At 70.7% G+C, this 26,033-nt stretch carries 21 protein-coding genes and 1 tRNA gene; 4 read left to right on the forward strand and 18 right to left on the reverse strand.

From position 1 onward, the window contains the following. Nucleotides 1-133: 133 nt before the first annotated feature. The 7 genes from ACZ6I3_RS30225 to pgsA form a co-directional block, all read right to left on the reverse strand. Nucleotides 134-886 (reverse strand): YebC/PmpR family DNA-binding transcriptional regulator, encoded by a 753-nt coding sequence (locus ACZ6I3_RS30225; RefSeq protein WP_469418903.1) that lies wholly within the window; start codon nt 884-886, stop codon nt 134-136. Nucleotides 887-934: 48 nt separating this feature from the next. Beyond that, entirely contained in the window at nt 935-1,543 is a 609-nt protein-coding gene (gene pdxT / locus ACZ6I3_RS30230; RefSeq protein ID WP_469418905.1) for a pyridoxal 5'-phosphate synthase glutaminase subunit PdxT, read from the reverse strand. A 13-nt stretch (nt 1,544-1,556) separates the two neighbouring features. Then, a complete protein-coding gene (pdxS, locus tag ACZ6I3_RS30235) occupies nt 1,557-2,462 on the reverse strand; it encodes a pyridoxal 5'-phosphate synthase lyase subunit PdxS (RefSeq protein WP_215122607.1) in 906 nt (301 codons plus the stop codon). Between the two features lie 131 nt (nt 2,463-2,593). After that, a complete protein-coding gene (locus ACZ6I3_RS30240; RefSeq protein WP_184597241.1) occupies nt 2,594-3,139 on the reverse strand; it encodes a LemA family protein in 546 nt (181 codons plus the stop codon). Between the two features lie 97 nt (nt 3,140-3,236). Further along, complete coding sequence (locus tag ACZ6I3_RS30245; protein WP_469418908.1) at nt 3,237-4,400, reverse strand: glycosyltransferase family 4 protein; 1,164 nt, start codon at nt 4,398-4,400, stop codon at nt 3,237-3,239. Further along, complete coding sequence (locus tag ACZ6I3_RS30250) at nt 4,397-5,305, reverse strand: phosphatidylinositol mannoside acyltransferase (RefSeq protein WP_469418909.1); 909 nt, start codon at nt 5,303-5,305, stop codon at nt 4,397-4,399. The genes ACZ6I3_RS30245 and ACZ6I3_RS30250 overlap by 4 nt, the downstream gene beginning before the upstream one ends. Continuing rightward, complete coding sequence (gene pgsA, locus ACZ6I3_RS30255; protein ID WP_469419098.1) at nt 5,302-6,051, reverse strand: phosphatidylinositol phosphate synthase; 750 nt, start codon at nt 6,049-6,051, stop codon at nt 5,302-5,304. The genes ACZ6I3_RS30250 and pgsA overlap by 4 nt, the downstream gene beginning before the upstream one ends. A gap of 217 nt (nt 6,052-6,268) precedes the next feature. Here pgsA and ACZ6I3_RS30260 point away from each other — a divergent pair, with 217 nt between their 5' ends. Further along, nucleotides 6,269-8,461, forward strand: a complete 2,193-nt coding sequence (locus ACZ6I3_RS30260; protein WP_469418911.1) for an elongation factor G-like protein EF-G2 — start codon at nt 6,269-6,271, stop codon at nt 8,459-8,461. Nucleotides 8,462-8,632: 171 nt separating this feature from the next. Continuing rightward, nucleotides 8,633-10,300, forward strand: a complete 1,668-nt coding sequence (locus ACZ6I3_RS30265) for a hypothetical protein (protein WP_469418913.1) — start codon at nt 8,633-8,635, stop codon at nt 10,298-10,300. Nucleotides 10,301-10,362: 62 nt separating this feature from the next. Here the strand turns inward: ACZ6I3_RS30265 and ACZ6I3_RS30270 are convergent, their stop codons facing one another. The 4 genes from ACZ6I3_RS30270 to ACZ6I3_RS30285 form a co-directional block, all read right to left on the reverse strand. Then, nucleotides 10,363-10,923 (reverse strand): HIT family protein, encoded by a 561-nt coding sequence (locus tag ACZ6I3_RS30270; RefSeq protein ID WP_184597249.1) that lies wholly within the window; start codon nt 10,921-10,923, stop codon nt 10,363-10,365. Nucleotides 10,924-10,989: 66 nt separating this feature from the next. Beyond that, nucleotides 10,990-12,966 carry a threonine--tRNA ligase gene (gene thrS, locus ACZ6I3_RS30275; protein ID WP_469418914.1) on the reverse strand — a complete coding sequence of 659 codons (1,977 nt, stop codon included), beginning with the start codon at nt 12,964-12,966 and terminating at the stop codon, nt 10,990-10,992. A gap of 93 nt (nt 12,967-13,059) precedes the next feature. Then, the gene (locus ACZ6I3_RS30280) at nt 13,060-14,307 is read right to left on the reverse strand and encodes a hypothetical protein (RefSeq protein ID WP_469418915.1); all 1,248 of its coding nucleotides are present in this window, start codon (nt 14,305-14,307) and stop codon (nt 13,060-13,062) included. Continuing rightward, nucleotides 14,304-14,870 (reverse strand): DUF4365 domain-containing protein, encoded by a 567-nt coding sequence (locus tag ACZ6I3_RS30285; protein WP_184597254.1) that lies wholly within the window; start codon nt 14,868-14,870, stop codon nt 14,304-14,306. Before ACZ6I3_RS30285 ends, ACZ6I3_RS30280 begins: the two co-directional genes overlap by 4 nt. 169 nt (nt 14,871-15,039) lie before the next feature. Between ACZ6I3_RS30285 and ACZ6I3_RS30290 the strand changes: the two genes are divergently transcribed. Then, nucleotides 15,040-15,768 (forward strand): exonuclease domain-containing protein, encoded by a 729-nt coding sequence (locus tag ACZ6I3_RS30290; protein WP_469419100.1) that lies wholly within the window; start codon nt 15,040-15,042, stop codon nt 15,766-15,768. 66 nt (nt 15,769-15,834) lie between these two features. On the opposite strand, the gene ACZ6I3_RS30295 is transcribed toward ACZ6I3_RS30290, so the two are convergent. Continuing rightward, nucleotides 15,835-15,906 (reverse strand) — tRNA-Val (locus ACZ6I3_RS30295). A gap of 39 nt (nt 15,907-15,945) precedes the next feature. Then, nucleotides 15,946-16,392, reverse strand: coding sequence for an SRPBCC family protein (locus tag ACZ6I3_RS30300; protein WP_469418917.1), 447 nt, complete (start codon nt 16,390-16,392; stop codon nt 15,946-15,948). A gap of 63 nt (nt 16,393-16,455) precedes the next feature. Between ACZ6I3_RS30300 and ACZ6I3_RS30305 the strand changes: the two genes are divergently transcribed. Beyond that, a complete protein-coding gene (locus ACZ6I3_RS30305; RefSeq protein WP_469418918.1) occupies nt 16,456-18,864 on the forward strand; it encodes an SCO7613 C-terminal domain-containing membrane protein in 2,409 nt (802 codons plus the stop codon). Between the two features lie 18 nt (nt 18,865-18,882). Here the strand turns inward: ACZ6I3_RS30305 and ACZ6I3_RS30310 are convergent, their stop codons facing one another. The 5 genes from ACZ6I3_RS30310 to ACZ6I3_RS30330 form a co-directional block, all read right to left on the reverse strand. Beyond that, on the reverse strand, nt 18,883-21,624 hold the full coding sequence (locus ACZ6I3_RS30310; RefSeq protein ID WP_469418920.1) for an exo-rhamnogalacturonan lyase family protein: 2,742 nt from the start codon (nt 21,622-21,624) through the stop codon (nt 18,883-18,885). A 142-nt stretch (nt 21,625-21,766) separates the two neighbouring features. After that, a complete protein-coding gene (locus tag ACZ6I3_RS30315) occupies nt 21,767-22,357 on the reverse strand; it encodes a hypothetical protein (RefSeq protein ID WP_469418922.1) in 591 nt (196 codons plus the stop codon). Between the two features lie 7 nt (nt 22,358-22,364). Continuing rightward, nucleotides 22,365-23,246, reverse strand: coding sequence for a carbohydrate ABC transporter permease (locus tag ACZ6I3_RS30320; RefSeq protein WP_469418923.1), 882 nt, complete (start codon nt 23,244-23,246; stop codon nt 22,365-22,367). Further along, the gene (locus tag ACZ6I3_RS30325) at nt 23,243-24,244 is read right to left on the reverse strand and encodes a carbohydrate ABC transporter permease (RefSeq protein ID WP_469418924.1); all 1,002 of its coding nucleotides are present in this window, start codon (nt 24,242-24,244) and stop codon (nt 23,243-23,245) included. The genes ACZ6I3_RS30320 and ACZ6I3_RS30325 overlap by 4 nt, the downstream gene beginning before the upstream one ends. Next, the gene (locus ACZ6I3_RS30330) at nt 24,244-25,533 is read right to left on the reverse strand and encodes an ABC transporter substrate-binding protein (protein ID WP_469418925.1); all 1,290 of its coding nucleotides are present in this window, start codon (nt 25,531-25,533) and stop codon (nt 24,244-24,246) included. Before ACZ6I3_RS30330 ends, ACZ6I3_RS30325 begins: the two co-directional genes overlap by 1 nt. Between the last annotated feature and the right edge of the window lie 500 nt (nt 25,534-26,033).

Genomic DNA, 26,033 nt, shown 5'->3' on the forward strand with positions numbered 1-26,033 from the left:
AATCACCCCCCCCCCCCTCCCCTCTTTGTGGTCTTCTATTCTTCTACAGTCTCTTGTTGTTCACCAACACCTCCTATGGGCCGGGGGCCCCCCCCCCCCCCCCCCGCCGGAAACCGTTCAGCCCGCGGCAGCGCTACGCGTCGACCTTCTCCATGACCTCGTCGCTGACGTCGAAGTTGGCGAAGACGTTCTGCACGTCGTCGCTGTCCTCGAGCGCGTCGATCAGCTTGAAGATCTTCTTGGCGCCCTCCTCGTCCAGCTCGACCTGGACGGACGGCACGAAGCTGGAGTCGGCGGAGTCGTAGTCGATGCCGGCTTCCTGGAGGGCGGTGCGGACCGCGACCAGGTCGGTGGCCTCGCTGATGACCTCGAAGGACTCGCCGAGGTCGTTGACCTCCTCGGCGCCCGCGTCCAGTACGGCGGTGAGGACATCGTCCTCGGCCAGCTCGCCCTTGGGGACGATGACGACGCCCTTGCGGCTGAACATGTAGGACACCGAGCCCGGGTCGGCCATGGAGCCGCCGTTACGGGTCATGGCGACACGGACGTCGGAGGCGGCACGGTTGCGGTTGTCGGTGAGGCACTCGATGAGCACGGCGACGCCGTTCGGGCCGTAGCCCTCGTACATGATCGTCTCGTAGTCGGCGCCACCGGCCTCGAGACCGCCACCGCGCTTGACCGCGGAGTCGATGTTCTTGTTCGGAACCGACTGCTTCTTCGCCTTCTGGATGGCGTCGTAGAGAGTGGGGTTGCCCTCGATGTCGACGCCGCCCATCCGGGCGGCCACCTCGATGTTCTTGATCAGCTTCGCGAAGAGCTTGCCGCGCTTGGCATCGATCACGGCCTTCTTGTGCTTCGTCGTAGCCCATTTAGAGTGGCCGGACATCTGCCTGTCTCCTTCGCGTAACCCATCTCAGCAACGAACGCAGGAATCCTACAAGGACTCGGCTGTACGGTTCGCGCGCACCATCTCGACGAACAGGCCGTGCACGCGGTGGTCGCCGGTCAGTTCCGGGTGGAACGACGTGGCCAGAACATTGCCCTGACGGACCGCGACGATGTGGCCTTCGTGCTCGGCGAGCACCTCGGCCTCGGCGCCGACGGACTCGACCCAGGGGGCGCGGATGAAGACGCCCTCCACCGGGGCGCCCTCGACGCCCTCGACGTCGACGGCCGCCTCGAAGGACTCGTTCTGCCGGCCGAAGGCGTTGCGGCGCACGATCATGTCGATGCCGCCGATGGTCTCCTGGCCCGAGCGCGGGTCGAGGATCTTGTCGGCGAGCATGATCATGCCGGCGCAGGTGCCGTAGACGGGCAGGCCGTCCCGCACGCGCGCGCGGAGCGGGTCCATCAGGCCGAACAGGACGGCCAGCTTCGAGATGGTGGTGGACTCGCCTCCGGGGATGACGAGGCCGTCCACCTCGGCGAGCTCTTCGGGGCGCCGCACCGGCCTGGCCACGGCATCGGCCGCGGCCAGGGCGACGAGGTGCTCCCGTACGTCGCCCTGGAGGGCCAGGACGCCTATGACGGGGGTGTCGCTCATGGGTTCCTGTGCCTTACCAGCCGCGGTTGGCGTAGCGCTCGGTCTCGGGGAGGGTGTCGCAGTTGATGCCGACCATGGCCTCGCCGAGGTTGCGGGACGCGTCGGCGACGATCTTCGGGTCGTCGTAGAAGGTGGTGGCCTTCACGATGGCGGCGGCGCGCTTGGCCGGGTCGCCGGACTTGAAGATGCCGGAGCCGACGAAGACGCCCTCGGCGCCGAGCTGGCGCATCAGGGCCGCGTCGGCCGGGGTGGCGACGCCGCCGGCGGAGAACAGCACGACCGGGAGCTTGCCCAGCTCGGAGACCTCCTTGACCAGCTCGTACGGGGCGCGCAGGTCCTTGGCGGCGGCGTACAGCTCGTTGTTGTCGTAGCCGCGCAGGCGGGCGATCTCGTTCTTGATCTGGCGCAGGTGGCGGACGGCCTCGACGACGTTGCCGGTGCCGGCCTCGCCCTTGGAGCGGATCATCGCGGCGCCCTCGGCGATGCGGCGCAGGGCCTCGCCCAGGTTGGTGGCGCCGCAGACGAAGGGGGTGGTGAAGGCGAACTTGTCGCTGTGGTTGACCTCGTCGGCCGGGGTGAGGACCTCGGACTCGTCGATGTAGTCGACGCCGAGGGACTGCAGGACCTGGGCCTCGACGAAGTGGCCGATGCGGGACTTGGCCATCACCGGGATGGAGACGGCCTCGATGATGCCCTCGATCATGTCCGGGTCGGACATGCGGGCCACGCCGCCGTCCTTGCGGATGTCGGCCGGGACCCGCTCCAGGGCCATGACGGCGACGGCGCCCGCGTCCTCGGCGATCTTCGCCTGCTCCGGCGTGACGACGTCCATGATGACGCCGCCCTTGAGCTGCTCGGCCATGCCGCGCTTCACACGGGCGGTGCCGGTCTCGGGAGCCTGGTTTTCGGAGATGGACACGGGTGACCTCGCTGCTGGGAAAGAGGGGTTTTGTGCAGCACCGAGGAAACGTGAGAGGAGCAGGCCACAGCAAGGGCCAATGGGTAGCCGGTGGATCGTTTTCGCCCCGCGGCGGCGGGGACGTCCCGCCGTCAGGAGCCCGAGCGGTCCGCCAGTGCGGCCGGTGGCTCGTCGTCCATCTCGAAGGCCATCGGGAACGGCGCGTGGCCGGCCAGCCGGAACCAGCGGACCTTGCGGTGGCGGCGCAGCGCGCGAGCGGCGCGTACGGCGTCGTTGTGGAAGCGGCGTGCCATGGGGACGCGCCGCACCGCCTGTACGAGCTCGGTCGCGGCCTCCTCCCCCCCGGGCGCCTCTCGCACCGCCTCCAGCTGCTGGGCATCCGCGAAGACGGCCCGCAGTGCCTGGCTCAGTTCGCTCTCGGCGACTTCACGCTGCTCCTCCTCGGCCTGCCTGGCCGCGTGCGCGGCCTCGTAGAGCACGATCGAGGCGGCCGGGTCCAGGACCCCCGACGTGGCCAGTTCCTGCGCCACCGAGGCCCGGCGCAGCAACTGCGCGTCCAGGGCGGCCCGGGCGGCGTCGATCCGGGCGTGGAGGCGGTCGAGACGGCCGGCGGTCCAGCTCAGATACAGCCCGATCGCGACCAGGGCGACGGCGATCCAGATGAGAGTGGTGGTCACGGGCGGCAAGGCTAGCGGCCCGGCCGGCCTCTCGGTTCACCCTGCCCTGGCCGAGCCGCCCTTCGGCCCGGCCCGACAGGAATCAGTCCGTCCGGCCTCAGTCCCGGGCGAACCCCAGCCTGGCCCGCAGCCCCGTCACCCGGTCGTCCTCGGCCACCGCCGCCGCGCCCGCCGTCACCGTCTCGTAGACGGAGAGGATGTCCGCGCCGACGGTCGACCAGTCGAAGCGCCGTACATGGGTACTCCCCCGCTCCCGCAGCTCCGCCAGCCGCTCCGGGTCCCCCAGCAGCCGGACGGCCGCGTCGGCGAGGGCGTCGGCGTCCTCGTTCGGGAACAGCTCGCCGGCCGCCCCCCGATCCAGGACCTGCGCGAAGGCGTCCAGGTCGGAGGCGAGGACGGGGGCGCCGGCGGACATGGCCTCGACCAGGATGATGCCGAAGCTCTCGCCGCCGGTGTTGGGCGCGATGTACAGGTCGACGCTGCGCAGGAAGCGCGCCTTGTCCTCGTCGCTGACCATGCCGAGGAACTCGACGCGGGAGCGCAGCTCGGCCGGGAGGGTCTCCACCGCCTCCACCTCGTCGCCGCGCCCGGCGACCAGCAGCCGGGTCTGCGGTCGGGCGGCGAGGATCTTCGGCAGGGCCTTCATGAGGACCGGCAGTCCCTTGCGGGGCTCGTCGATGCGCCCGACGAAGCCGATCGTGTCGCCCTGCCACTCGGCCTTGGGCTCGGCCTCGGCGAAGAAGTCGACGTCCACGCCGTTGGGGATCACCACCGCGTCCCCGCCGAGGTGCTCCACCAGCGTGCGCCGGGCGTACTCGCTCACCGCGATCCGCGCGCTGATCTTCTCCAGGGCGGCCTGGAGGATCGAGTACGCGGCGATCATGGCCCGGGAGCGCGGGTTGGACGTGTGGAACGTGGCGACGATCGGGCCCTGGGCCGCCCAGCAGGTCAGCAGGCCCAGCGAGGGCGAGGTCGGTTCGTGGATGTGGATCACGTCGAACTCGCCGTCGTGCAGCCACCGGCGGACCCGGGCCGCCGAGAGGAAGCCGAAGTTCAGCCGGGCCACCGAGCCGTTGTACGGCACCGGCACCGCGCGCCCGGCCGAGACGACGTACGGCGGCAGCGGAGTGTCGTCGTCCGCCGGGGCGAGGACGGACACCTCGTGGCCGAGGCGGATGAAGTATTCGGCCAGGTCCCGGATGTGGAACTGGACGCCGCCCGGTACGTCCCAGGAGTACGGGCAGACGATGCCGATCCTCACGTGGATCCCTTCGCTGGATCGAGGTCCGCGAGCCACAGGCGCTGGAGCATGTGCCAGTCCTCCGGGTGGTCGGCGATCCCCGAGGCGAAGGCGTCGGCCAGCGCCTGTGTCATCACGGACGTCTTCTCGGCGCGGGTGCCCGACTCGGGCACCTCGACCGGTGGGTGGAGGCGGCCCCGCATCACGGGCGAGTCGTCGTACCAGAGGGTGACGGGCAGCAACAGGGCGCCCGTCTGCTGGGCGAGCAGGGCGGGTCCGGCCGGCATCCGGGTGGTGTCGCCGAAGAAGTCGACCTCGACACCGGAGGCGGACAGGTCACGGTCGGCGACCAGGCAGACCAGGCCGCCGTCGCGCAGCCGCCGGGCCAGGGTGCCGAAGGCGGTGCCGCCGCTGTGCGGCAGGACCTCCATGCCGAGGCTCTCGCGGTAGGCGACGAACCGGTCGTAGAGCGTCTCCGGCTTAAGGCGCTCGGCCACCGTCGTGAACGGGATCCCGAGCTTCGTGGTGACCCAGGCGCCGGCCAGGTCCCAGTTGCCCAGGTGCGGCAGGGCGAGTATGACGCCCTTGCCGGCGGCCATGCCCTCGGTGAGGTAGTGGATGTCCTTGGGGTCGAAACCGCCCTTGATCCGCTCCTTGCTCCAGGCGGGGAGGCGGAAGGACTCCATCCAGTAGCGCAGGTAGGAGCGCATGCCCGCACGGGAGAGCTGGGCCAGCCGCTCGGGGCCGGCGTCGGGCACCACGCGCGCGTAGTTGCTCTCCAGGCGCTGGACGCCCTTGCCGCGCTGTTTCCACGCGAGGTCGGCGATGGTTTGCCCGAGCCGTACGGCGACCGGCTCGGGGAGCTTCCTGACGGTGCTCCAGCCGAGGCCGTACAGCGCGTCCGTCAACCGGTCCTGTGCGCTCACGTGGCCGCCTCGCTCCCGTGAGAGGCGTTATGCTGCTCGCCCTCATTGTCCTGCGCGGCCGCCTCGGCCTCGGCGGACTCCCGGCGGACCGTGACGACCCGCTGGATCAGCGTGACGAGGCTGCCCACGGCGACGATCCACAGGGCGACGGGCAGCAGGTACTGGATGCCGGGCACACCGAACGCATGCAGGCCCGCGAGCCCGGCCGCGACCAGCGAGATCACCAGCCGCTCGGCGCGCTCGACGAGCCCGTTGACGGCGACCGGCAGACCGATCGACTCACCGCGGGCCTTGGTGTACGACACCACCTGGCCGCTGGCCAGGCAGAAGATCGAGACGGCGCACAGCACGAGGTCGTCGCCGCCCCCGGCGTACCAGAGGATGAAGCCGGCGAAGATCGCGCCGTCGGCGACCCGGTCGAGCGTGGAGTCCAGGAAGGCGCCCCAGCGGCTGGAGCGGCCGAGCTGGCGCGCCATGTTTCCGTCGACGAGGTCCGAGAAGACGAAGAGTGTGATCACGACCGTGCCCCAGAAGAACTCGCCCATGGGGTAGAAGACCAGCGCGCCCGCGACCACACCGGCGGTGCCGATCAGCGTGACGGCGTCGGGGCTGACGCCCAGCCGGATGAGAAACGCGGCGAACGGTGTGAGGACACGCGTGAAGAATGCACGCGCGTACTTGTTCAGCATGGCCTTCCCGAGGGTCGGTGTCGCCGCATGGCCCCTGCTGGCCACCGGCTGGCCCATCGTAGCCACGCGCGCGTGTGGGTGAGGGGCGGGCACCCGGACGCCTTCGGGGGATCCGGCGAGCCGCTGGTGGGCGGCGCGATCGCGTCCTTCGTATGGACGCACCGTGACGGGAGTGGAAAGCTCGAATAACCGCGGGCGTCGCCGGAGCCGCCATGCACGCGGATCCCGCGTGTCCGCGCCCACAGTGACCTCACCGTGCACGGGAGGCAGGATCATGGGCGACAAAACACACCCTGGGGCCGCCGGCAGGGCGCTAGCGGCCGACCACCCTCAGTCCGTACGGAATGTGGTGCTGGTCGGCCACTCCGGATCGGGCAAGACCACGTTGGTGGAAGCCCTCGCGCTCACAGCGGGGGCGGTGAACCGGGCGGGCCGTGTGGAGGACGGCGGCACCGTCTCCGACTACGACGAGATCGAGCACAGGCAGCAGCGCTCGGTACAGCTCTCCCTGGTGCCCGTCGAGTGGGACGGCATCAAGGTCAATGTTCTCGACACCCCCGGATACGCCGACTTCGTCGGTGAGCTCAGGGCCGGTCTGCGAGCGGCGGACGCGGCCCTCTTCGTCGTCTCGGCCTCGGACGGCGTGGACGGCTCGACCCGCATGGTGTGGGAGGAGTGCGCGGCCGTGGGCATGCCCCGGGCCATCGTCGTCACACACCTGGAGTCGGCGCGCTCCGACTTCGAGGAGATGACGCGGATCTGCGCGGAGGCCTTCGGCGCGGACGATCCCGACGCGGTCCTGCCGCTCTACCTGCCCCTGCACGGCCCGCAGGCACCCGACGGGCACGCGCCCGTGACCGGCCTGATCGGGCTGCTGTCGCAGAAGCTGTTCGACTACTCGACCGGCGAGCGCAAGGAGTCGGAGCCGGGCGAGGACGAGCTGCCGCTGATCGAGGAGGCCCGTAACCGGCTGATCGAGGGGATCATCTCGGAGAGCGAGGACGAGACCCTCATGGACCGCTATCTCGGCGGGGAACAGATCGATGTCGGGACGCTGATCGAGGACCTGGAGCGGGCCGTCGCGCGCGGGGTCTTCTTCCCCGTCCTGGCCGCCGCCCCCGCGTCCGACGGCGGCCGGCAGGGGCTCGGCACAGTGGAGGTGCTGGAGCTGATCACACGGGGCTTCCCGACACCGCTGGAGCACGAGACGGTGCGGGTGACCACGATCGACGGCAAGCCGCGCGAGCTCAGGCCCTGCGACCCGGACGCACCGCTGGTCGCGGAGGTCGTGAAGACCTCCTCCGACCCGTACGTCGGCCGGCTGTCGCTGATCCGCCTCTTCTCCGGCACCCTGCGGGCCGACCAGACGGTCCACGTCTCCGGGCACGGACTGTCCGACCGCGGCCACGAGGACCACGACGTCGACGAGCGGATCGGCGCCCTGTCCACACCGTTCGGCAAGCAGCAGCGGCCGGTGTCGCACGTCATCGCGGGCGACCTGGCCTGCGTGGCCAAGCTGAGCCGCGCCGAGACCGGCGACACCCTGTCCGCCAAGGAAGACCCGCTGCTCATGGAGCCGTGGCAGATGCCCGACCCGCTGCTGCCGCTGGCCATCCAGGCGCACAGCAAGCCGGACGAGGACAAGCTCTCGCAGGGCCTGGCCCGGCTGGTGGCCGAGGACCCGACGATGCGGCTCGAACAGAACCAGGACACCCACCAGGTGGTCCTGTGGTGCCTGGGCGAGGCGCACGCCGACGTGGCCCTGGAGCGGCTGCGCAGCCGGTACGGCGTCCAGGTGGACGTCGTGCCGCACAAGGTGTCCCTGCGCGAGACCTTCGCGATCAAGTCGGGCGGACGTGGCCGGCACGTCAAACAGTCCGGCGGGCACGGGCAGTTCGCCATCTGCGAGATCGAGGTCGAGCCGCTGCCGGGCGGCTCCGGCATCGAGTTCGTGGACAAGGTCGTCGGCGGCGCGGTGCCACGGCAGTTCATCCCGTCCGTGGAGAAGGGAGTACGGTCCCAGGCCGCCAGGGGAGTCGCCGCCGGGCATCCGCTCATCGACGTACGCGTGACCCTGCTGGACGGCAAGGCGCACTCGGTGGACTCCTCCGACGCCGCCTTCCAGACGGCCGGCGCGCTCGCGTTGCGGGAGGCGGCGTCCGACGCGCGGATCCATCTGCTGGAGCCGGTGGCCGAGGTGTCGGTGCTGGTCGGCGACGACTTCGTGGGCGCGGTGATGAGCGACCTGTCGGGGCGGCGCGGCCGGGTGCTCGGTACCGAGCAGACGCCCGGCGGACGCACGGTGATCCGGGCCGAGGTGCCCGAGATCGAGATCGGCCGGTACTCGGTCGACCTGCGGTCACTGTCGCACGGCACGGCCCGGTTCAGCCGCCGGTACGCGCGCCACGAACCGATGCCGCCGCAGGTAGCGGAACGGGTGCGTGAAGAGGCGCGCGAGGCCTCGTAGTTCGCGCCGGGCGCCACCAAATGGCCCTCGTGAGGGCTTCCCTCCGCACCGGCGGGCGGCTTGACGGCCGCCCGCCGACGGATGTCGGTGCGTGCGGATACGCTGATGACCTGATCAACAGGTGTGCGGAGCGCGGAAGTCGGGAAGGCCGCAGATGCGGATGCGGCAGCGATGGGGGCGGCAGTGACAGACGGATTCGACTTCAGCCCAGGGGCCCAGGTGCCTCTGGCGGGTTCGGCTGGGCAGACGGCGGCGACCTACGCACTGGCCGCGGCGGCGTACCGGGACGACGAGGTCACCAAGATCCTCAACGCCGACAACGAGTGGCACCAGTCGAAGGTGAAACCGCCGCGCCCCTGGGCGAAGATCTTCCGTCCCAGGTTCGGCGAGGCCTTCTCCCGCGCCATCATCGACCGGATGCTGGGTGCCGGGCGCTCCCCCGTCATCCAGTCCTTCGGCATCGAACCCCAGGTCGTCGTGGAGCACTGCCTGGCGGCCCACCGCATCCGCCGCGACCGCGACAACTGGCTCTCGGCGATCACGGTCATCTGCGGGGTGCTCTTCCTGCCCGGCTTCCTCGTGTGGCTGCTGGTGTTCACGCTGCGCACCACCATGGCCAAGCGCGAGGACAAGCGCGCCGGCGCCCTCGCCACGACCCTGCTGGTCGCGGTGGGCGCGCTCGCCGTGCTGTTCCTGGTCAAGATGCCCTTCACGGGATTCTGGGCCTGGTACGCGCGCGCGGCGATCATCATGCCGGTCGTCGGCTGGTTCTGGGCCAAGCAGATCTGCGAGCGAACGGCCCGTGACCTGCGGGAGCGCTGGTCGAGCCTGCTGTCGGGCGGCGGGGTGGGCGCCAAGATCCCCGAGGCCGTTCCGGGCAACCCGGGCGACGCGGCCGAGCAGGTCCGCAAGGAGCTGGCCCGCCTCGGCGCCGAGCAGCGGTCCAACTCGGTCTTCTACGCCGGCCCCAAGGGCATACTCGGCATGGGCACCCGGTGGGGCAGCTGGCAACTGGCCGAGGAACTGGTCTCGGCCGACCCGGACAAGGAGTTCCACCCCTTCCGCAGCTGGGACGTCATCGTGGCGATCCAGGGCGGCCTGGGCATGCTGGAGCGCACGTCCATCAACACCGGCGGCTTCCCCAAGCCGTCCATCACGCACTGGGTCGTCACGCCGATCGGCGAGAAGGCGACGGATGTGTCCCGGCCGAGCGGCACGGACGTCGACGCGTACACGGTCCGGACGCACGCGATACAGGACATCTGCAACAAGCAGCAGTTCGGCAGCGGCGACCGGCACTACCTCGGCGTGCAGTGGACCCTCTGGGACGGCCATCTGGTGATCACGATGCTGATCACGGTGACCGTGCTCCACGACACCCTGCGCATCGAGGTCACCGGACACGCCCTGGGGCCGGTCAACCCGCTGTTCAACGAGAAGCCGGCGGCCAAGGAGAAGGCGGTGCAGAAGGCTCTCCGGTTCTGGGAGACCCGCACCGTGAAGCTCCCCCTGATCGACGCCGACGAGGTGGTACGGCTGGCCGCGCGCGCCCCGCTGACCTGGTACCCGCCGCTGCTGAAGTGGCTCGGCGGCAGTCTGACGCTCCCGGAGCCGTTCGGTCTGCGGCATGCGTGGGCCGACCAGCCGTGGCGGCACCGCTTCATGGCCGACGACGCGTTGCGGGCGGCCACGCCTGTGCTGCGTGTGGTGCATGCGGCGGCGCTGAAGGTGCTGCGGGAGAACGGCGTGGACGTGGAGAAGTTCGGTTCCAGGTCGTCGGCGCTGAGTGGGGCTGTGCAGGAGGCTTCGCCGAAGAAGGCGGATGTCTACGACGCGTAGGGGCTCGTGAGCCTCGGGCGGCCGGGGCCGGTGTCGAAGAACGAAAGCCGGCCCCGCCGGAGTCAGCTCGTCGGCCAGGCCTCCGCCAGCATCTTCCTCGTGTCCGCCAGCAGCTGCGGCAGCACCCGCGTATGTCCCACCACCGGCATGAAGTTCGTGTCCCCGCCCCAGCGCGGCACGATGTGCTGGTGCAGGTGCGCCGCGATGCCCGCGCCCGCCACCGTGCCCTGGTTCATGCCGATGTTGAAGCCGTGCGCGCCGGAGGCCGTGCGCAGGGCCGTCATCGCCTGCTTGGTGAGTTCGCCGAGTTCGGCGGTCTCCCCCGCCGTGAGGTCCGTGTAGTCGGCGACGTGCCGGTACGGCACGGTCATCAGGTGGCCGCCGTTGTACGGGTAGAGGTTGAGCACGGCGTAGACCTGCTCGCCGCGCCGGACGACCAGCCCGTCCTCGTCGGATTTGGCCGGGATCGAGCAGAAGGGGCAGCCGTCGCCGGCGCCCGGGCCGGTCGGCTTGTTCTCGCCCTGGATGTAGGCCATCCGATGGGGCGTCCACAGACGCTGGAACGCGTCCTGCGTCCCCACTCCCAGCTGCTGCTCCGGCTCACTCGTCATGCAGTGCAGCATATGGCGTCGAGCTGGGGGGACGGCAAAGGCCCCCGGGATCTCCCCGGGGGCCCGTATGCCGTGTGATCAGACCTGCGCCCGCTCCTCGACGACCTTCTGGATCTTCGCGATGGCCTCGTCGAAGGGGATGCCGTTCTCCTGCGAGCCGTCGCGGTAGCGGAAGGACACGGACCCGTGGGACATGTCCTCGTCGCCCGCGATGACCATGAAGGGCACCTTCTGCTTCTGGGCGTTGCGGATCTTCTTCTGCATCCGGTCCGAGGAGGAGTCGACCTCGACGCGCAGACCCTGCCGCTTGGCCGCCGCAGCGAACTTCTCCAGGTACTCGACGTGCGCGTCGCCGATCGGGATGCCGACCGCCTGGACCGGGGCCAGCCACGCCGGGAAGGCGCCCGCATAGTGCTCCAGGAGCACCGCGAAGAAGCGCTCGATCGAGCCGAACAGCGCGCGGTGGATCATGACGGGGCGCTGCTTGGCGCCGTCCGCCCCGGTGTACTCCAGGTCGAAGCGCTCCGGCAGGTTGAAGTCGAGCTGGATCGTCGACATCTGCCAGGTCCGGCCGATGGCGTCCTTGGTCTGGACGGAGATCTTCGGGCCGTAGAAGGCGGCGCCGCCCGGGTCGGGCACGAGGGGCAGGCCCTGCTTCTCGGCGACCTGGCGCAGCGTCTCCGTGGCCTCTTCCCAGGCCTCGTCCGAGCCGACGAACTTCTCCGGGTCCTTGGTGGAGAGCTCCAGGTAGAAGTCGGTCAGGCCGTAGTCGCGCAGCAGGCCGAGGACGAAGGTGAGCGTCTTGTCGAGCTCCTCCGACATCTGCTCGCGGGTGCAGTAGATGTGCGCGTCGTCCTGCGTGAAGCCGCGGGCCCGGGTCAGGCCGTGCACGACGCCCGACTTCTCGTAGCGGTACACGGTCCCGAACTCGAAGAGGCGCAGCGGCAGTTCACGGTAGGACCGGCCGCGCGCGTCGAAGATCAGGTTGTGCATCGGGCAGTTCATGGGCTTGAGGTAGTAGTCCACGCCCTCGTCGAGCTGCATGGGCGGGTACATGCCGTCGGCGTACCAGTCCAGGTGGCCCGAGGTCTCGAAGAGCTTCCCCTTGGTGGCGTGCGGGGTGTAGACGAACTCGTAGCCCTCCTCCTCGTGGCGGCGCCGCGAGTAGTCCTCCATGACCCGGCGGATGATGCCGCCCTTGGGGTGGAAGACGGCGAGGCCGGAGCCGATCTGCTCCGGGACGGAGAACAGGTCAAGCTCGCTGCCGAGCTTGCGGTGGTCGCGCTTCTCGGCCTCGGCGAGGAACTCCAGGTGCGCCTTCAGCTCGTCCTTGGTGGGCCAGGCGGTGCCGTAGATGCGCTGGAGCATGGGGTTCTTCTCGCTGCCGCGCCAGTAGGCGGCCGCGTTGCGCATCAGCTTGAACGCCGGGATGTTCCGGGTGGAGGGCAGGTGGGGACCGCGGCAGAGGTCCTTCCAGCACAGCTCGCCGGTCTTGGCGTCCAGGTTGTCGTAGATCGTCAGCTCGCCGGCACCGACCTCGACGTCCGCGCCGTCGTCACTGGACGCCGAGCCCTTGAGGCCGATCAGCTCCAGCTTGTACGGCTCGCCGGCCAGCTCCTCGCGGGCGGCCTCGTCGGTGATCGCGCGGCGGGCGAACTTCTGCCCGCGCTTCTGGATCTCCTGCATCTTCTTCTCGATGGCCTTGAGATCCTCGGGCGTGAACGGCTTCTCGACGTCGAAGTCGTAGTAGAAGCCGTCCTTGACGGGCGGGCCGATGCCGAGCTTGGCCTCGGGGAAGAGTTCCTGCACGGCCTGCGCCATGACGTGCGCGGTGGAGTGGCGCAGGATGTTGAGGCCGTCCTCGGAGGAGATCTCGACGCCCTCGACCTCGTCGCCCTCGGACAGGGCGTACGACAGGTCCCGGAGCTCGCCGGCCACACGCGCGGCGATGATCGAGCGCTCGCCGGCGAAGAGCTCGGCGGCCGTAGTGCCCGTCGTCACCACGCGTTCTTCCCGCTCGGAATCGCGCTGGATGATCACACGGACGTCTGACACCGGTCTCTCCTGACTGAAGGGGCCCACTACCTGTAGGGGCATTGCACGGCAATGCCCCCAGAGGATACCGACGCACGGACGCACTCCGCGAAATCAGTCCCCGCAGTCCCCCTCGTCCCCTCCGCAGGCCTCCTCGAAGAAGGCCGCCATCCCGGCGTTCTCCTGGAGGGCCTTCATCAGCCGGTCCCGCTCGGCGTCGTCGACCTGCACCGGTACGACGCCGTGGGCGCCGGTGAGGCGCCGGAAGCCGCCCCGGCTCTCCAGCCGGCCCTGCACCCGCACCGGCAGTCCGACGAGGTGGGCGTGCCCGGCGATCCGGTAGCCCTCCTCGTCGAGGGTGATCCGGACGTTCGGGATCTCGGCCCCGGCCAGGACCCGCAGCCGTACGGAGCCCTCGCCGCGCGGCCCCGACCTGCGCAGCCGCACCACCGCTCCGGTGATCCGCACCGGCACGGCGGGTTCCTCGCGCAGATAGCGGGCGCCCGCCTCGCGCAGGACCGGCAGGTCGCCGGGCGAGAACTCGACGGGCTCGGCGGAGGACGCGCAGCCCTCGGGCACACCGGCCGCCGGGGCCCACGCGACGGCGATCCGGGCGCCTTCGGTGCCCCGGACGAGAGCGACAAGGGCCTCGGTGAGCTCATGGCTCACCCCTGCCTCGACCGCGGCGTCGAAGGCGTCCATGCCGCCCGCGGCGCGCTGGTAGTCGATGGCCTCACGGGCGGCGTGCAGCGCCTGGTGGAGGCGTACGGCCACCGGGCGGCCGCCGGTGACGGGCACGAAGGCGGTGAGCCGGCCGTCGGCGGCGGAGCCGACGAGGACGTTCTCCAGGGACGCCGCGGCGGAGCGCCGGTGGCGGGCGCCGTGATAGCCGGCCCGGGCGCGTGCGGCGAGTGCCGCCGCGAGGAGCATCCGGCGGGCCGCGGTGCGCAGCCGGTCCTCGACGATCCAGGACGCCGCACCGGCGGGCCCGGCCGGGACGTCGTGCCACCAGCGGATCTCGTCACTGGGCACGGCGAGGGAGACAAGCACCTCGCGGGCGGAGGGCGAGCCGCTGCGGGACAGGGCGAGCAGGGCCTCGCCGAGCAGGTCGTCGCTGTCGGGGAAGGCGCGGGTCTCCGGCACCAGCAGGCTCGTGCCGCTGCCGCCGGGGCCGGGCGGGGTCCAGCGGCCGTAGCGTCCGGGGGCGCCGCCGCGCCGCAGCCAGCCGTGCCGACGCAGCAGGGCGCTCAGCACGGCCGGGTCGACGTCGTGGGGCTCGGGCGGAGGGCCGCTCCAGGAGTCGGTGGGATGGGGATGGGGCCGCACGGCCCTCAGTGGCTCCTCGGTCGGGCGGTGCGTCACGGTTTCCCTCCCGTCCCGACCCGCGTCATGATCTCGCACAGGGCCCGGTCGTCGAAGATGCGTGCGGTCGGTATGCGCACGGTGGTGCGGCTGCGGCCGGTGATCGGCTGGCCGGCGAGGTTGGTCCAGTAGCAGCAGTGCCTGAGGTCGAGGCGGTCGTGTCCGGCGCGCAGCCAGTCGTCCTGGGAGCGCGGCACCAGCATCACCACCAGGATCTTGTGCACCGACACGGGTGTCCGGGCGAGTTTCGCCAGGTGCGCGTTGTCGAGCGTGAAGGAGAAGGTGCGCCCGGGCGGGTTGGGCGGCACCTGGTAGGTGGCCTTGAGCTGCACCTTGATGGTGACCTCGTCGTCGACCGTGTGCCCGGGGGCGCTGTGGCTGACGTGCCAGTCGATGCCGTTGTCGGGAAACGGCTGGGACAGCGAGCAGCCGGCGGCCGCCGCGACGGCGTGCAGATAGCCCACCTGCAGTGTCTCCATGCAGGCGGTGGTGGCGAGAGTGCCGCGGGAGGGAGCCGTGCGCTCGGGCAGCAGCCCGCCCCGTTCGGGCTGCGCAATGGCCATGGCCAACAGCCTTCCAGAACAAGTGAGTCCCCGTGGCGGGCCGCTGAACTGCAACAACCCGTACTCCTGTTGTCTCCTTCCGGCGTAGTACGCAAACAGCCCGGGTATCACCGAATCGGGCAGCGGACGGTGCGTCAACTGCCGAAGGTGAACGAGGGGTTGTGTGGCTATGACGACGTGCTGGTACGAGGGGGCGCTGGCCGCCTTCGACACGGAGACGACGGGCGTGGACGTCGAGACCGACCGGATCGTGTCGGCGGCCGTCGTCATCCAGGACGCCCCGGGCGTCCGGCCGCGGGTCAGCCGCTGGCTGGTGAATCCGGGGGTGCCGGTGCCCGCCGAGGCGACGGCGGTGCACGGGCTGACGGAGGAACACCTGCAGCGCAACGGCCGGTGGCCGGCGCCGGTGATGTACGAGATAGCGGAGGCGCTGGCCGAGCAGGCCCACGCCGGCCGCCCGGTCGTGGTGATGAACGCGCCGTTCGATCTGACCCTGCTGGACCGGGAGTTGCGTCGCCATCGCGCCTCGGCCCTGGACCGCTGGTTCGAGCCGGCGCCGCTGCTCGTGCTCGACCCGAGGGTCCTGGACAAGCACCTGGACCGCTACCGCAAGGGCCGTCGCACGCTGACCGACCTGTGCGCGCACTACGGCGTCACGCTGGAGGGCGCGCACGACGCGGCGGCCGATGCCGTGGCGGCGCTGGAGGTCACCCGGGCGGTGGGCCGCCGGTTCGCGTCCCGGCTGGAGCGGCTCGCCCCCGGCGAACTGCACACGCTGCAGGCGGTGTGGCACGCGGCCCAGGCCCGGGGACTCCAGGCGTGGTTCGCGCGCAGCGGTGTCGAGGAGTCGGTCGACCCGGCCTGGCCCCTGCGTCCAGACCTGCCGGCAGCGGCCTGAGCATCCGGTCCGAAGCTTCCGGGCATGAAAAAACCGGTCCGTCTGAGACGGACCGGCTGTTTCCGGTGGGCGATACTGGGTTCGAACCAGTGACCTCTTCGGTGTGAACGAAGCGCTCTCCCACTGAGCTAATCGCCCGGGAACGGACTGAACAATACAGGCCCCGGCACGTTTCCTTCAAACCGCTTCGAGGTGCCTGGCCAGTCCGCGCCGCCCGGACCGCATCATCAGCGTGTGGTTGGCGCGGAAGACGGGCCGTCCCGGTACGGCGAGCCTCCTCAGCAGCGGCTTGGTCACGCTCACGACCTGGTCGTACCGCGCGAGACTGCCCGGCCCGAACGGCGTGACCGTCCAGCGCGCCCAGCCCTCGATGTCCCCGGACAGGGCGGTCTCCAGCACACCGGCCGCGGGATCGCGCCGCACCTCCCGCGCCGTGAAGGTCATGTCGTAGGGCAGGACGGAGCGGATCCGGATCCTGCCGGTGGTCTCGTCGAGCCGGGTCACCTGCCGGACCTGGCGCCACCAGCGGGGGTAGTCCTCGGCCCGTTCCAGGACCTCGTACACGGTGGCGGGCGGCGCGGTGAGGGGCCACAGGCTGCGGAAGCGGTAGTGGTTCCAGTCCATGCACGCAGTCTGCCCACCCCTGGTGGGGAGCTTGTATGAGTACGCGGCTGAGTATCCGCACTCATGCCGTGCGAGGTGACGCGGACCACACTGCCAGGCATGACACACCTTCCGCCCCCGGCCGAGGAGTTGCGGCTCCTCGATGCCGAGCTCCGGCAACTGGACGCCCGCAGGGCCCAGTTGCTGACCCGCCGCGCCTGGCTGGTCTCGGTCCTGCAACGGGAACGGCAGCCGTTGCCGGTGGCCTGGTCAAGCACGGCACCGCCTCGCCCGGAGACCGCCGCGCCCAGCGTGCAGAACGTCCTCCTGGTTCTGGGCGGTGTGCTGCTCACGCTGGCGGCGGCGGTGTTCACGCTGGTCAGCTGGGGTCATATGGGCATCACCGGGCGGGCGCTGGTGCTCGGCGCGGTCACGCTGGCCGCGCTCGCCGGGCCCGCGCTCCTGCTGAAGCGGGGGCTGCGCTCGACGGCCGAGTCCGTGGCGGGACTGGGGCTCGCCCTGACCGTCCTGGACGCGTACGCGCTGCACGAGGCCGCCCTCACCGGGACGGACGGGACGGGGTACGCCGCTGCCGCGTCAGCGGTGCTCGCGGTGATCTGGTCGGCGTACGGCCTGCTTCCGGCGACGGCCGCCCTGCGGCTGTCCCTGCCCTCCGCCGTGGCCGCGGCCCAGTTCCCGCTGCTGCTGTGGGCCCTGGCCGCCGACGCGGGTCCGTACATGATCACGGCCGCGCTGCTGGTGACGGCCGGGCCCGACACGGTGGCGGCGCTGCGGGTGACGGCCGGTCCGGTGCGGATCGCCGCTGTCGTGGGTGCGTACGGGATGGGCGGCTGGGGCGTCCTGGCCGCCGGCTGGCTGTCGGCGGCGGCGGACGATCCGGGCAACGCCGCCCGGGCCGGAGGGCTTCTCCTGCTCGCGGCGGCGATCGCGCTGGGCGCGGCCTGGCGGGGCCCGGGCACCCGGCACCCTCTTGGTCTCGCGATCGCCTCGGGTCTGCTCACCGTGGGCGCGTTCGGTGGGGTCGCTCGCTCCGGACTGCCGTCGGAGTGGGCGGTTCCGGCCCATCTGGCGTTCGGTATCGCCCTGTTGGCGGCGATGACGGCCGGGCGGCTGCCCGACGCGATACGGCAGGGGTTCGCCTGGGCCTCCGGTGTCGTACAGGCGCTGGCGCTGCTGTGGACCCTGCCCGTCGTCACCGTGGTGCTGCTGGGACCGGCCGGCTGGGTGGGCCGCGTGTGGAGCGGTGCTCCTTCGGACGCCCGCACCGCGGTGACCGTCGAGGCGCCCTGGCCCCCGGACTCGGTGACGGCTCCCGTCGTGCTGGTCGCCGTCGCGGCCGTGCTCGCCCTGGCGATCCGCATGGAGCGGTGGCGTGCCCGGGCCCGGCTGGGTGCGCTGGGCCTGCTCTGGGCCACGGCGCTGATACTCCCTGCGGTTCTCGGGATTCCGTACGTCGCGGGGATGTCGGTCCTGGGGGTCATGACGGCGGCCGCGCTGTACGTGCGCCGGGCCACGGTGCCGGTCGCGCGACTCACCGCTCTCGTCCTCGCCCTGGTCACCTCCGTCAGCCTCGCCCTGACGGCTCTCGCCTCTCAGACCGCGACCCTCGTGGCGCTGTCCGTGCTGGTGTCGCTGTTCGCCGCGGCCTCATGGCAGGCGAGCGTCGCCCCCGTCACGGCTCCGGCCGCCCTCGGGTACGCCGCCGCCCTGGCCTCGGCGACCGGTGCCGCCGCGGACTGGCCGCCGGGCGGAACCGCCCTGCTGGTCCTGGCCGTTCCCGTGGCCGCAGCGCTGCTCGCGTCGCGTCTCGGTGAGCACCGGGCGACCGTGCCGGTCGAGATCGCGGGAGCCGCCACCGGCCTGCTGGCCGTGGGCCTCGCCGTCACGGATCCGCCGCTGCTCGCCCTGGTGCTGGCGCTGTGCGGAGTGATCGCCGCGGGCACGGCGCTGCGTCCCGACCGCCGTCCCGTCGGCTACGCGGCCACGGCCCTGTTCGTGCTGGCCGCGTGGGTACGCCTGGCCGCCTGGGACGTCGGCACACCCGAGGCCTACACGCTCCCGGTGACCGTGCCCGCGCTGCTCGTCGGCGCCCTGCGCCGGCACCGCGACCCGGGGGCGTCCTCCTGGACGGCGTACGGCCCCGGGCTCGCCGCCACTCTCCTGCCGAGCCTCGTCGCGGCCTGGGCCGACCCGCACTGGACGCGGCCGCTGCTGCTGGGCACGGCGGCCCTGCTGGTCACCCTGCTGGGAGCCCGGCACCACCTCCAGGCGCCGCTGGTGCTCGGCGGCTCGGCGCTGGCCCTGGTCACGCTGCACGAACTCGCCCCGTACGTCGTGCAGGTGACGGGCGCACTCCCCCGCTGGGCGCCTCCCGCCCTCGCCGGACTCCTGCTGCTCGCCCTCGGGGCGACGTACGAGCAGCGGATCAGGGACGTCCGGCGAGTACGGGATGTCCTCGGAAGGATGAGCTAGCCGTCTCCTACGGAACGGCTAGGGCATCTTGTCCCCGACCAGCGCCAGGTTCTGGATCGCCGCCAGGCCGTACAGGGCCGTGGCGTTGGTGGACACCCAGGCCGCCTCGCTGCCGGGGACCAGGCCGGTCGGGCCCTCGATCTTCTTCGTGGACCAGTCGGTGGACTCCTTGTAGTCCCAGGTGTCGGCGCTGTTGTAGAACTGCCGCCAGGCCCGGGCGGCCAGCTTGTCGTCGCCCGCCTGGACGGCGGCGTAGGCGTCCTGCCGTGAGTGGCCCTGGAAGAGCAGCAGGGAACCGAAGTCGGAGCCGTAGCGGGCCTTCTGCTCGGCCTTGGTGGCGTTGAAGTAGCGGCAGTAGTCGAGCCACGCCTCCTTGAACTTCGGCATGTCGACCTGGTCGATCAGCTCGGCGCACAGCTCGACCAGGCCGAACATGGCCGACAGGTGCGAGACCCCGACCTTGGCCTCCTTGGCCACGGCGAACTTCCCGGTGTCCAGGTCGTACAGCGCGTTGCCCTGGACGAAGCCGTTGGGCTGGGCGGCGATGGTCTCCATGGTGGACAGGACCCTGGCCTTGGCCTTCTCCCACTTGGGCCCGCGCCGCTCCCACTCGGTGAGCCAGGCGGAGACCAGACCGCTCCAGTCGGTGCCGAAGCCGATGGACAGGGCGTTGCGGTCGGGGGTGTACGGCTCGGTGCGGATCTTGCGGATGGGGTCGAGGACGAGGAACGTCTCGTCGGAGTCGACGTTGGCGTGCATGAGGTCGCCGACGCGTTCGTCCGCCGTGAGGAAGTAGTAGTAGCGGCGATAGGTGGTGTTGGCGATGCGCTGCTGCTTGGCGCTGTCGGCGTAGTGCTGGACACCGTGCCGGGTGCCGAGGCCCGCCCACTTGCCGAGGTGGTAGACGTCGACCTCGCCGGTGTGCCGGGTCATGGCCTCGGCGAAGCGGAAGATGTCGGCGCGGCCGGAGCGCATGTAGGCGAACCAGAGCCACAGGTCGGGCGAGAGCTCGGAGTTGTCCCAGGCGTAGCCGCCGACGTCGTAGCACCACTGGTGACGGCTCGGGTCGTAGCTGTGCATGATGTCGCCGTAGTCCCAGAAGCCGTACCAGCGGCGCTGCTCCACCTGGTCCTTGTAGTAGGTGAAGAGGAAGTCCAGGTGGTCCTCGATCTTGGCCTTGGCGCTGGTGGAGCGGTCCGGCGCGGAGAACAGCTTGCCGAAGACGCCCGCCTTGATGAGCTGCTGGGGCGGGGCGGCGAGCTGCGGCGGAGTGCGTACGGCCGCCACCTGCCGGGCCATCGCCTCGGCGCCCGGGGTGGAGTCGTGGGCCCAGAAGAGGAGTTCGCTGGTGCGGGCGATGCCGTAGGGGGTGCCGAACTCGGGCTCGTAGTCCTCGTAGGTGATGTTGAGGCCTTCGAGCTGCTCGGGGTAGGTGTCCTGGCCCATGCCGTCGTGGTAGAAGCGCAGGTCCATGGGCTGTGCCTCGGGTGACCAGAGCCAGAGGGTGACCTCGGCGGTGTCGGTCTGGGCGTCGCGGATGTCGAGCTGGGCGGGGAACTTCTCCCAGAAGTCCCGCAGGCCGAAGGCGAATCCGCCGCTCGCGCCGCCGACGTACCCGAAGCCGCTCGCCCGGCGGCCGCCGCCCGCGCCGATCCAGCCGTGGCCCTTCTTCGTCCGCTTGCGGACCGTGTAGCCGTCGGCGGAGAGCTGGGAGAGGGTGTAGTCGCCCCATTCGGGGATGTACTGGAGGCGGGTGGTGACCCGCTGGTCCCAGGTGGCCGGGTCGGGCAGCTTCTTGCCCTCGAACTGGGCCGTACGCACGGCCGCCCCGGGGTCGCGGCGCAGTCCGGTGATGCCCTTGACGGCCTCGCGGAGCAGGCCCGTGCCGTCGCCGCCGATACGGACGTGACGGTCGTACGCCTCGTCCCGCATCGGGACCTGGAAGCGGACGCCGAGCCCGCGGATGAAGTCGCCGCTCGCCTTCGCGGGCTCCTGGGTGCCGTCGAAGGTGAGGGTGTGGACCATGCGGAAGGAGTCGGCGCCCGCGTAGAAGTAGAGCCGGATGGAGAAGGGCAGCCAGCTGCGGCCGCCCTTGCGGTGCTTGCCGTCGATCCGGACGACGGCGCGGACCGGGCCCGCCTGCTCGACCTCGACCTTGGAGATGGCGCCGTCGAAGCGCTCGGTCTTGACCGCGCCCTGGTCCTCGTCCTCGATCTCGGGCTGGCGGATCAGCACGAGCCGGCCGTTCTTCGCGATCTCCGTCGAGCCCCGGGTGACCGACTTGACGAGGGTGGACCCGGACTTGCCGATCTTCGCGGTGATGACGCCGGTCGAGATGTCGATGGTGCCGCCGCTCTTGTCGACGGTGACCTTCTTCTCGGGGGCGGCGGGGGTGCCGGCGGCGAGGGTGAGTTTGCCCTTGCCCGAGCCGACCGCGTGCGCGGTCCACTTGAGGGAGCCGTCGGGCCAGTAGGCGATCGGCCAGGACTGCACGGGAACGGCCTTGCCGTCCGCGTCCGTGAGCGCGAAGGTCTGCTCCTTCTCGTAGGCGCCCTTGGGCCAGGGGACGCCGACGGTGGAGCCGGGGGCCGCGCCGAGTCCGCCGTCCTCCAGCCAGTCGAGGGTCACCGGGTCGGCGTCGGCGGGCTGGGCGCCGGGGGCGGCCTGCGCGTTCTGCGCCCCCAGGGCCCAGCTGAACTGGGCGGCGGCTCCGGCGACGGCTGCCGCCTTGAGGAGGGACCTGCGGGGGATGGGAGACATAGAGATGCTGCCTTTCCTTGTCCGTGCGGGAAGGTCCGTGCGGGGAAGGTCCGTGCGGGAAGCGATTCCGTGCGCTGGTCAGGGGCATGACAGGGTGTGGCGCGGCGCCCGGGACGCCGGCCGGGGGTGCGGGCACCGCCGGTCAGCGGTGCCGGTACCGCTCCTCCACGGCGACGGCCGCCGCCGCGACGGCCCCGAGGACGGGGACCGCCAGCGGCGCGACGAACCAGGCGGACAGGGCCACCACGGCCAGCCCGGCGATGATCAGGAAGGACCCGGCGGGGTCGAGGACCGTCCTGCGCCAGGCAGCCGCGAGCAGCGTCCGCCACCGGGCCTCCGGCTCCCAGACCGCCGACGCGCGCAGCCCCGCCACGACGAGGGCGATCAGCGCCACGACCCCGACCGCTCCGACGAGCGGCCCGCCGGGAATCCCCGCCCGGGCCGCCTGGACGTCCACCCATACCGCGGCCACCGCCGCCCACCCGGCGAGCCCGGCGAGCCACCCGCCGCGCAGGGCCCTGCGGAAGTCGGCGACGAACTCCCGCCACCCACCGCCCTCGTGCGCGGTACGGCGCCGCAGATGCCGCGCACCCGCGGCGAACGCGGCCGGATACGTCACGACCCCCAGCGAGGCCACCGCGATCCACACCCCGGTCAGCAGACACTCGGCGAACACCGCGAACCGCTCGGCGAGCACCGACTCACCCCGCGCCCTCACTCGGGTCCCGGCCATGCCCGCCTCAGCCCTTCAGACCCGACGTGGCCATGCCGTCGATCAGATACCGCTGGAAGGCCAGGAAGAATGCGAGAACCGGCAGCAGCGCGACGAGCGACATGGCGATCATGCCGCCGTAGTTGGCCAGCCCTTCCTGGTCGACGAACATCTTCAGTCCGAGCGAGACCGTGTACTTGTCGGGCTCGTTGAGGTAGATCAGCGGGCCCATGAAGTCGTTCCAGGCGTTGATGAACGTGAAGATCGCACTGGTGATCAGGGCCGGGCGGCACAGCGGCAGCATGATCGACCAGTAGATCCGCAGGTGCCCGCAGCCGTCGAGCCTGGCCGCCTCGTCGAGTTCCTTGGGCAGGTTGCGCATGAACTGCACCATCAGGAAGACGAAGAACGCCTCGGTGGCCAGGTACTTCCCCAGCAGCAGCGGGGTGTACGTGTTGATCATCTCCATGTTGCGGAACAGCACGTACTGCGGGATCAGCAGCACGTGGTACGGCAACAGGAGGGTGCCGATCATCAGCGCGAACAGCAGATTGCGGCCCGCGAACCTGATCCTCGCGAAGGCGTACGCCGTCAGCGAGCAGGACACCAGGATCCCGATCACCGAACCGACCGCGAGGAACAGCGAGTTGAAGAAGAACGTGGAGATCGGGATGTCGGCGATGCCGTCGGCGAGGCTGGTGTAGTTGGAGATGACCGGATCGCCCGGGAAGAGATCCAGGCTGCCGACGACGTCCTCGCTCTTCTTGAACGAACCGCCGAGGACCCAGATCACCGGGTAGAGGATCACCGCGAGGATCAGCAGGGACCCGATGTGCCAGGCGACGGAACCGGGCAGCTTGTGCCGGAGCCCGCCCGCTCGCGGGGTGACATCGGTGGCCGGTGCGCTCATGAGGCGCCCTCCTCGTAGTGCACCCAGCGCTTCTGGGACCAGAACAGCACCGCCGTCACCAGGGCGACCGCGACGAGCAGCATCCAGGCCATGGCGGAGGCCAGACCCATCCGGCTGTTCTCGAAGCCCTGGACATAGAGGTAGCAGGTGTAGACCATCGAGCCGTCGGCCGGACCGCAGGCGTTGCCTCCGGCGCCGCCGCCGACGATGTACGCCGAGCTGAAGATCTGGAACGAGTGGATGGTCTCCAGCAGGACGTTGAAGAAGAGCACCGGGGAGATCATCGGCAGCGTGATGTTCCAGAACCGGCGCAGCTTGCCCGCCCCGTCGACCTCGGCGGCCTCGTACAGCTCGCGCGGGACCTGCTTGAGGCCGGCCAGGAAGATGACCATGGGAGCGCCGAACTGCCAGACGGTGAGCGCCACCAGGCTGTAGATGATCATGTCGGGGTCGCCGGTCCAGCCGCCGACGTCGATCCCGAAGCTTTTCTGCACCCGGTCCACGATGGCGTCGTCCGAGAAGATCGCCTTCCACACGATCGCGACGGAGACGCTCGCCCCGATCAGCGACGGCGCGTAGAAGGCGGCCCGGTAGAAGGCCTGCCCGCGCCGGCTCTGGGCGAGGAGCAGCGCCACCCCGAGGGCGGCGATCAGTTTCAGGGGCGTACCGACGACGACGTACCAGAGCGTGACCTGCACCGAGTGGCGCCAGCGCGGGTCCTCGAACATCGTGGTGAAGTTGTCGAGGCCGATCCACTTGGGCGCGTCGAAGAGGTTGTAGTCGGTGAACGCGAAGTAGAGCGAGGCGACCATCGGACCCGCGGTGAGCAGCAGGAACCCGGCGATCCACGGGGACATGAAGAGATAGCCGGCCAGGTTCTCCCGGCGCCGCCGCCGCTTGAGGGCGGCGGGGCGCGCGGGCTTCACCGGACCGTGCCGCGGCTCGGAGTCCTGGGACAGGCCCTCCATCGCAGGGGCGTGTGTCACGGCGGTTCCCATCAGGTGCCGAGAGCCGTCTTCGACTCGGTGAAGAACTGCTTGACGGCCTCGTCCACCGACCTCTTGCCCAGGGCGAGTTCCTCGGCGATGCGCAGGAACGCGGACTCACAGATGTCCGCGCCGTTCGGGTGCGGTGTGATGGGCTCCAGGACACCGGCCTCGACGAGGGACTCCTCATAGGCGGCGATCGCCTTGTTGACCTCGTCGGTCGGCTGGTACGCGTCGTACTGGGCCTGTGTCGCGGGCACACCGCGGTCGTAGCCCATGATCTTGGCGACCTCGGGGTCGTGCGTCATGAAGTCGATGAACTGGGCGACCTCCTTGGGGTGCTGGGTGCGCTTGGAGGCGCTCAGCATGAGCGAGCCGAGGTACTGGCCGGTCTTCTTGCCGTCCGTGGTCGGGATGGGGGCCAGGCCGTACTCGCTCTTGCCCTCGGCGGTGTAGCGGACGGTGAAGTTGTCCCAGGTGAACTCGCCTCCGGCCAGCTCGGCGGCGACCGCCGACTTGGGCTTGATCTGGGCGACCTTCTTGGCGTCGGTGTAGATGCCGTCCTTCACGCCCTTCTCGGCCTTCGTCCACCAGTCCGTCAGATCCGACTCGGTGAAGCCGAGTCCGTCCTCCGTGAAGAACGCCTTGCCGTTCTGACGCAGGTACAGGTCGTAGAGGTACATGACGCCGTACATGCCGCTGTCCCCGGCGCGGCCCGTCTTGTCGCGGATCTTCTTCATCGCCGCGTCGAAGTCGTCCCAGGTCCAGCCCTGCTCGGGCTTGACGCCGGCCCGGGTGTAGACGGGCTTGTCTATGACCAGAGACATCGAGTTGGAACCGACCGGAACGCCCAGGAGCTTGCCGTCGACCTCGCCGAACTTCTCCAGACCGGCCCGGAATCCCTCCATCCGGAGGTTGCCCGCCTTGGCCTGCTCGCTGAGATCGAGCAGCACGTTCTTCGCGTCGTATTTACGGAGGAAGCCGATGGCATTCTGGAAGACGTCCGGCGGATTTCCCCCGGAGGCCTGGGTGTTGAACTTCTTCCAGAAGTCGAGATAGGGCTGGAAGTCCGTTTTCACCTTGATCTTCGGGTACTTCTTCTCGAAGAGCGCGATGGTCTTGTTGATTCTCTGGGCGCGGTCCTCCGCTCCCCACCACGCATAACGAATCGTCACCGTTCCGTCGGCGGAGGTCCCTCCGTCACCACCGCAGCCGGTCGTCGCGGCCAGGCCCAGCGTGACCGCCGTGGCCCCGGCCGCCTTCAGGACCGTACGTCTCTCAACATTCCTGCCGTTCACCACGGTTGGACCTCCCCGCACGTCGTCCCGCTCGCATGAATCGTTTCAAGTAAGCGCTTGCTGGCACAAGGTACGGAGGGGCTGAGAGTGCGTCAATGATTCGGACAAGAATTTCTTACGGCGCGGGTCGGGGGCGGAGCGGGGCGAGGAGGCGGGGGCGAGGGCCGGGTGGGGGGACGTTGCTGGTGAGGCACGTGCGGCCGAAGGGGCGAACGAGGGTGGGCCGGTCGTGCGGGTTTCGGGGGCGACCGAAAGTCGACGGTGGGGTGGAGGGTCGGGTGCGGCGGGGCGGGGTCTGGTTCCGGCCATGTGGCGCTTGGGTGGGGGTGCCGTCGGGGCGTGTGGCGGGTGGTGGGAGCGGGGGGTCGCGACGCGGGGCGACGACAGGGTTCACCGGGAGTCGGCGGGCGGAATCAGGGCGAATGGGCCCGGACGACACGGGGCGCGGGCGGGCGGCCCCGGCCGGACGGCCCGAGGGCGCCGGCGCCACGGCCCGGCGGCGC

It is taken from the genome of Streptomyces sp. NPDC041940, assembly GCF_055589465.1.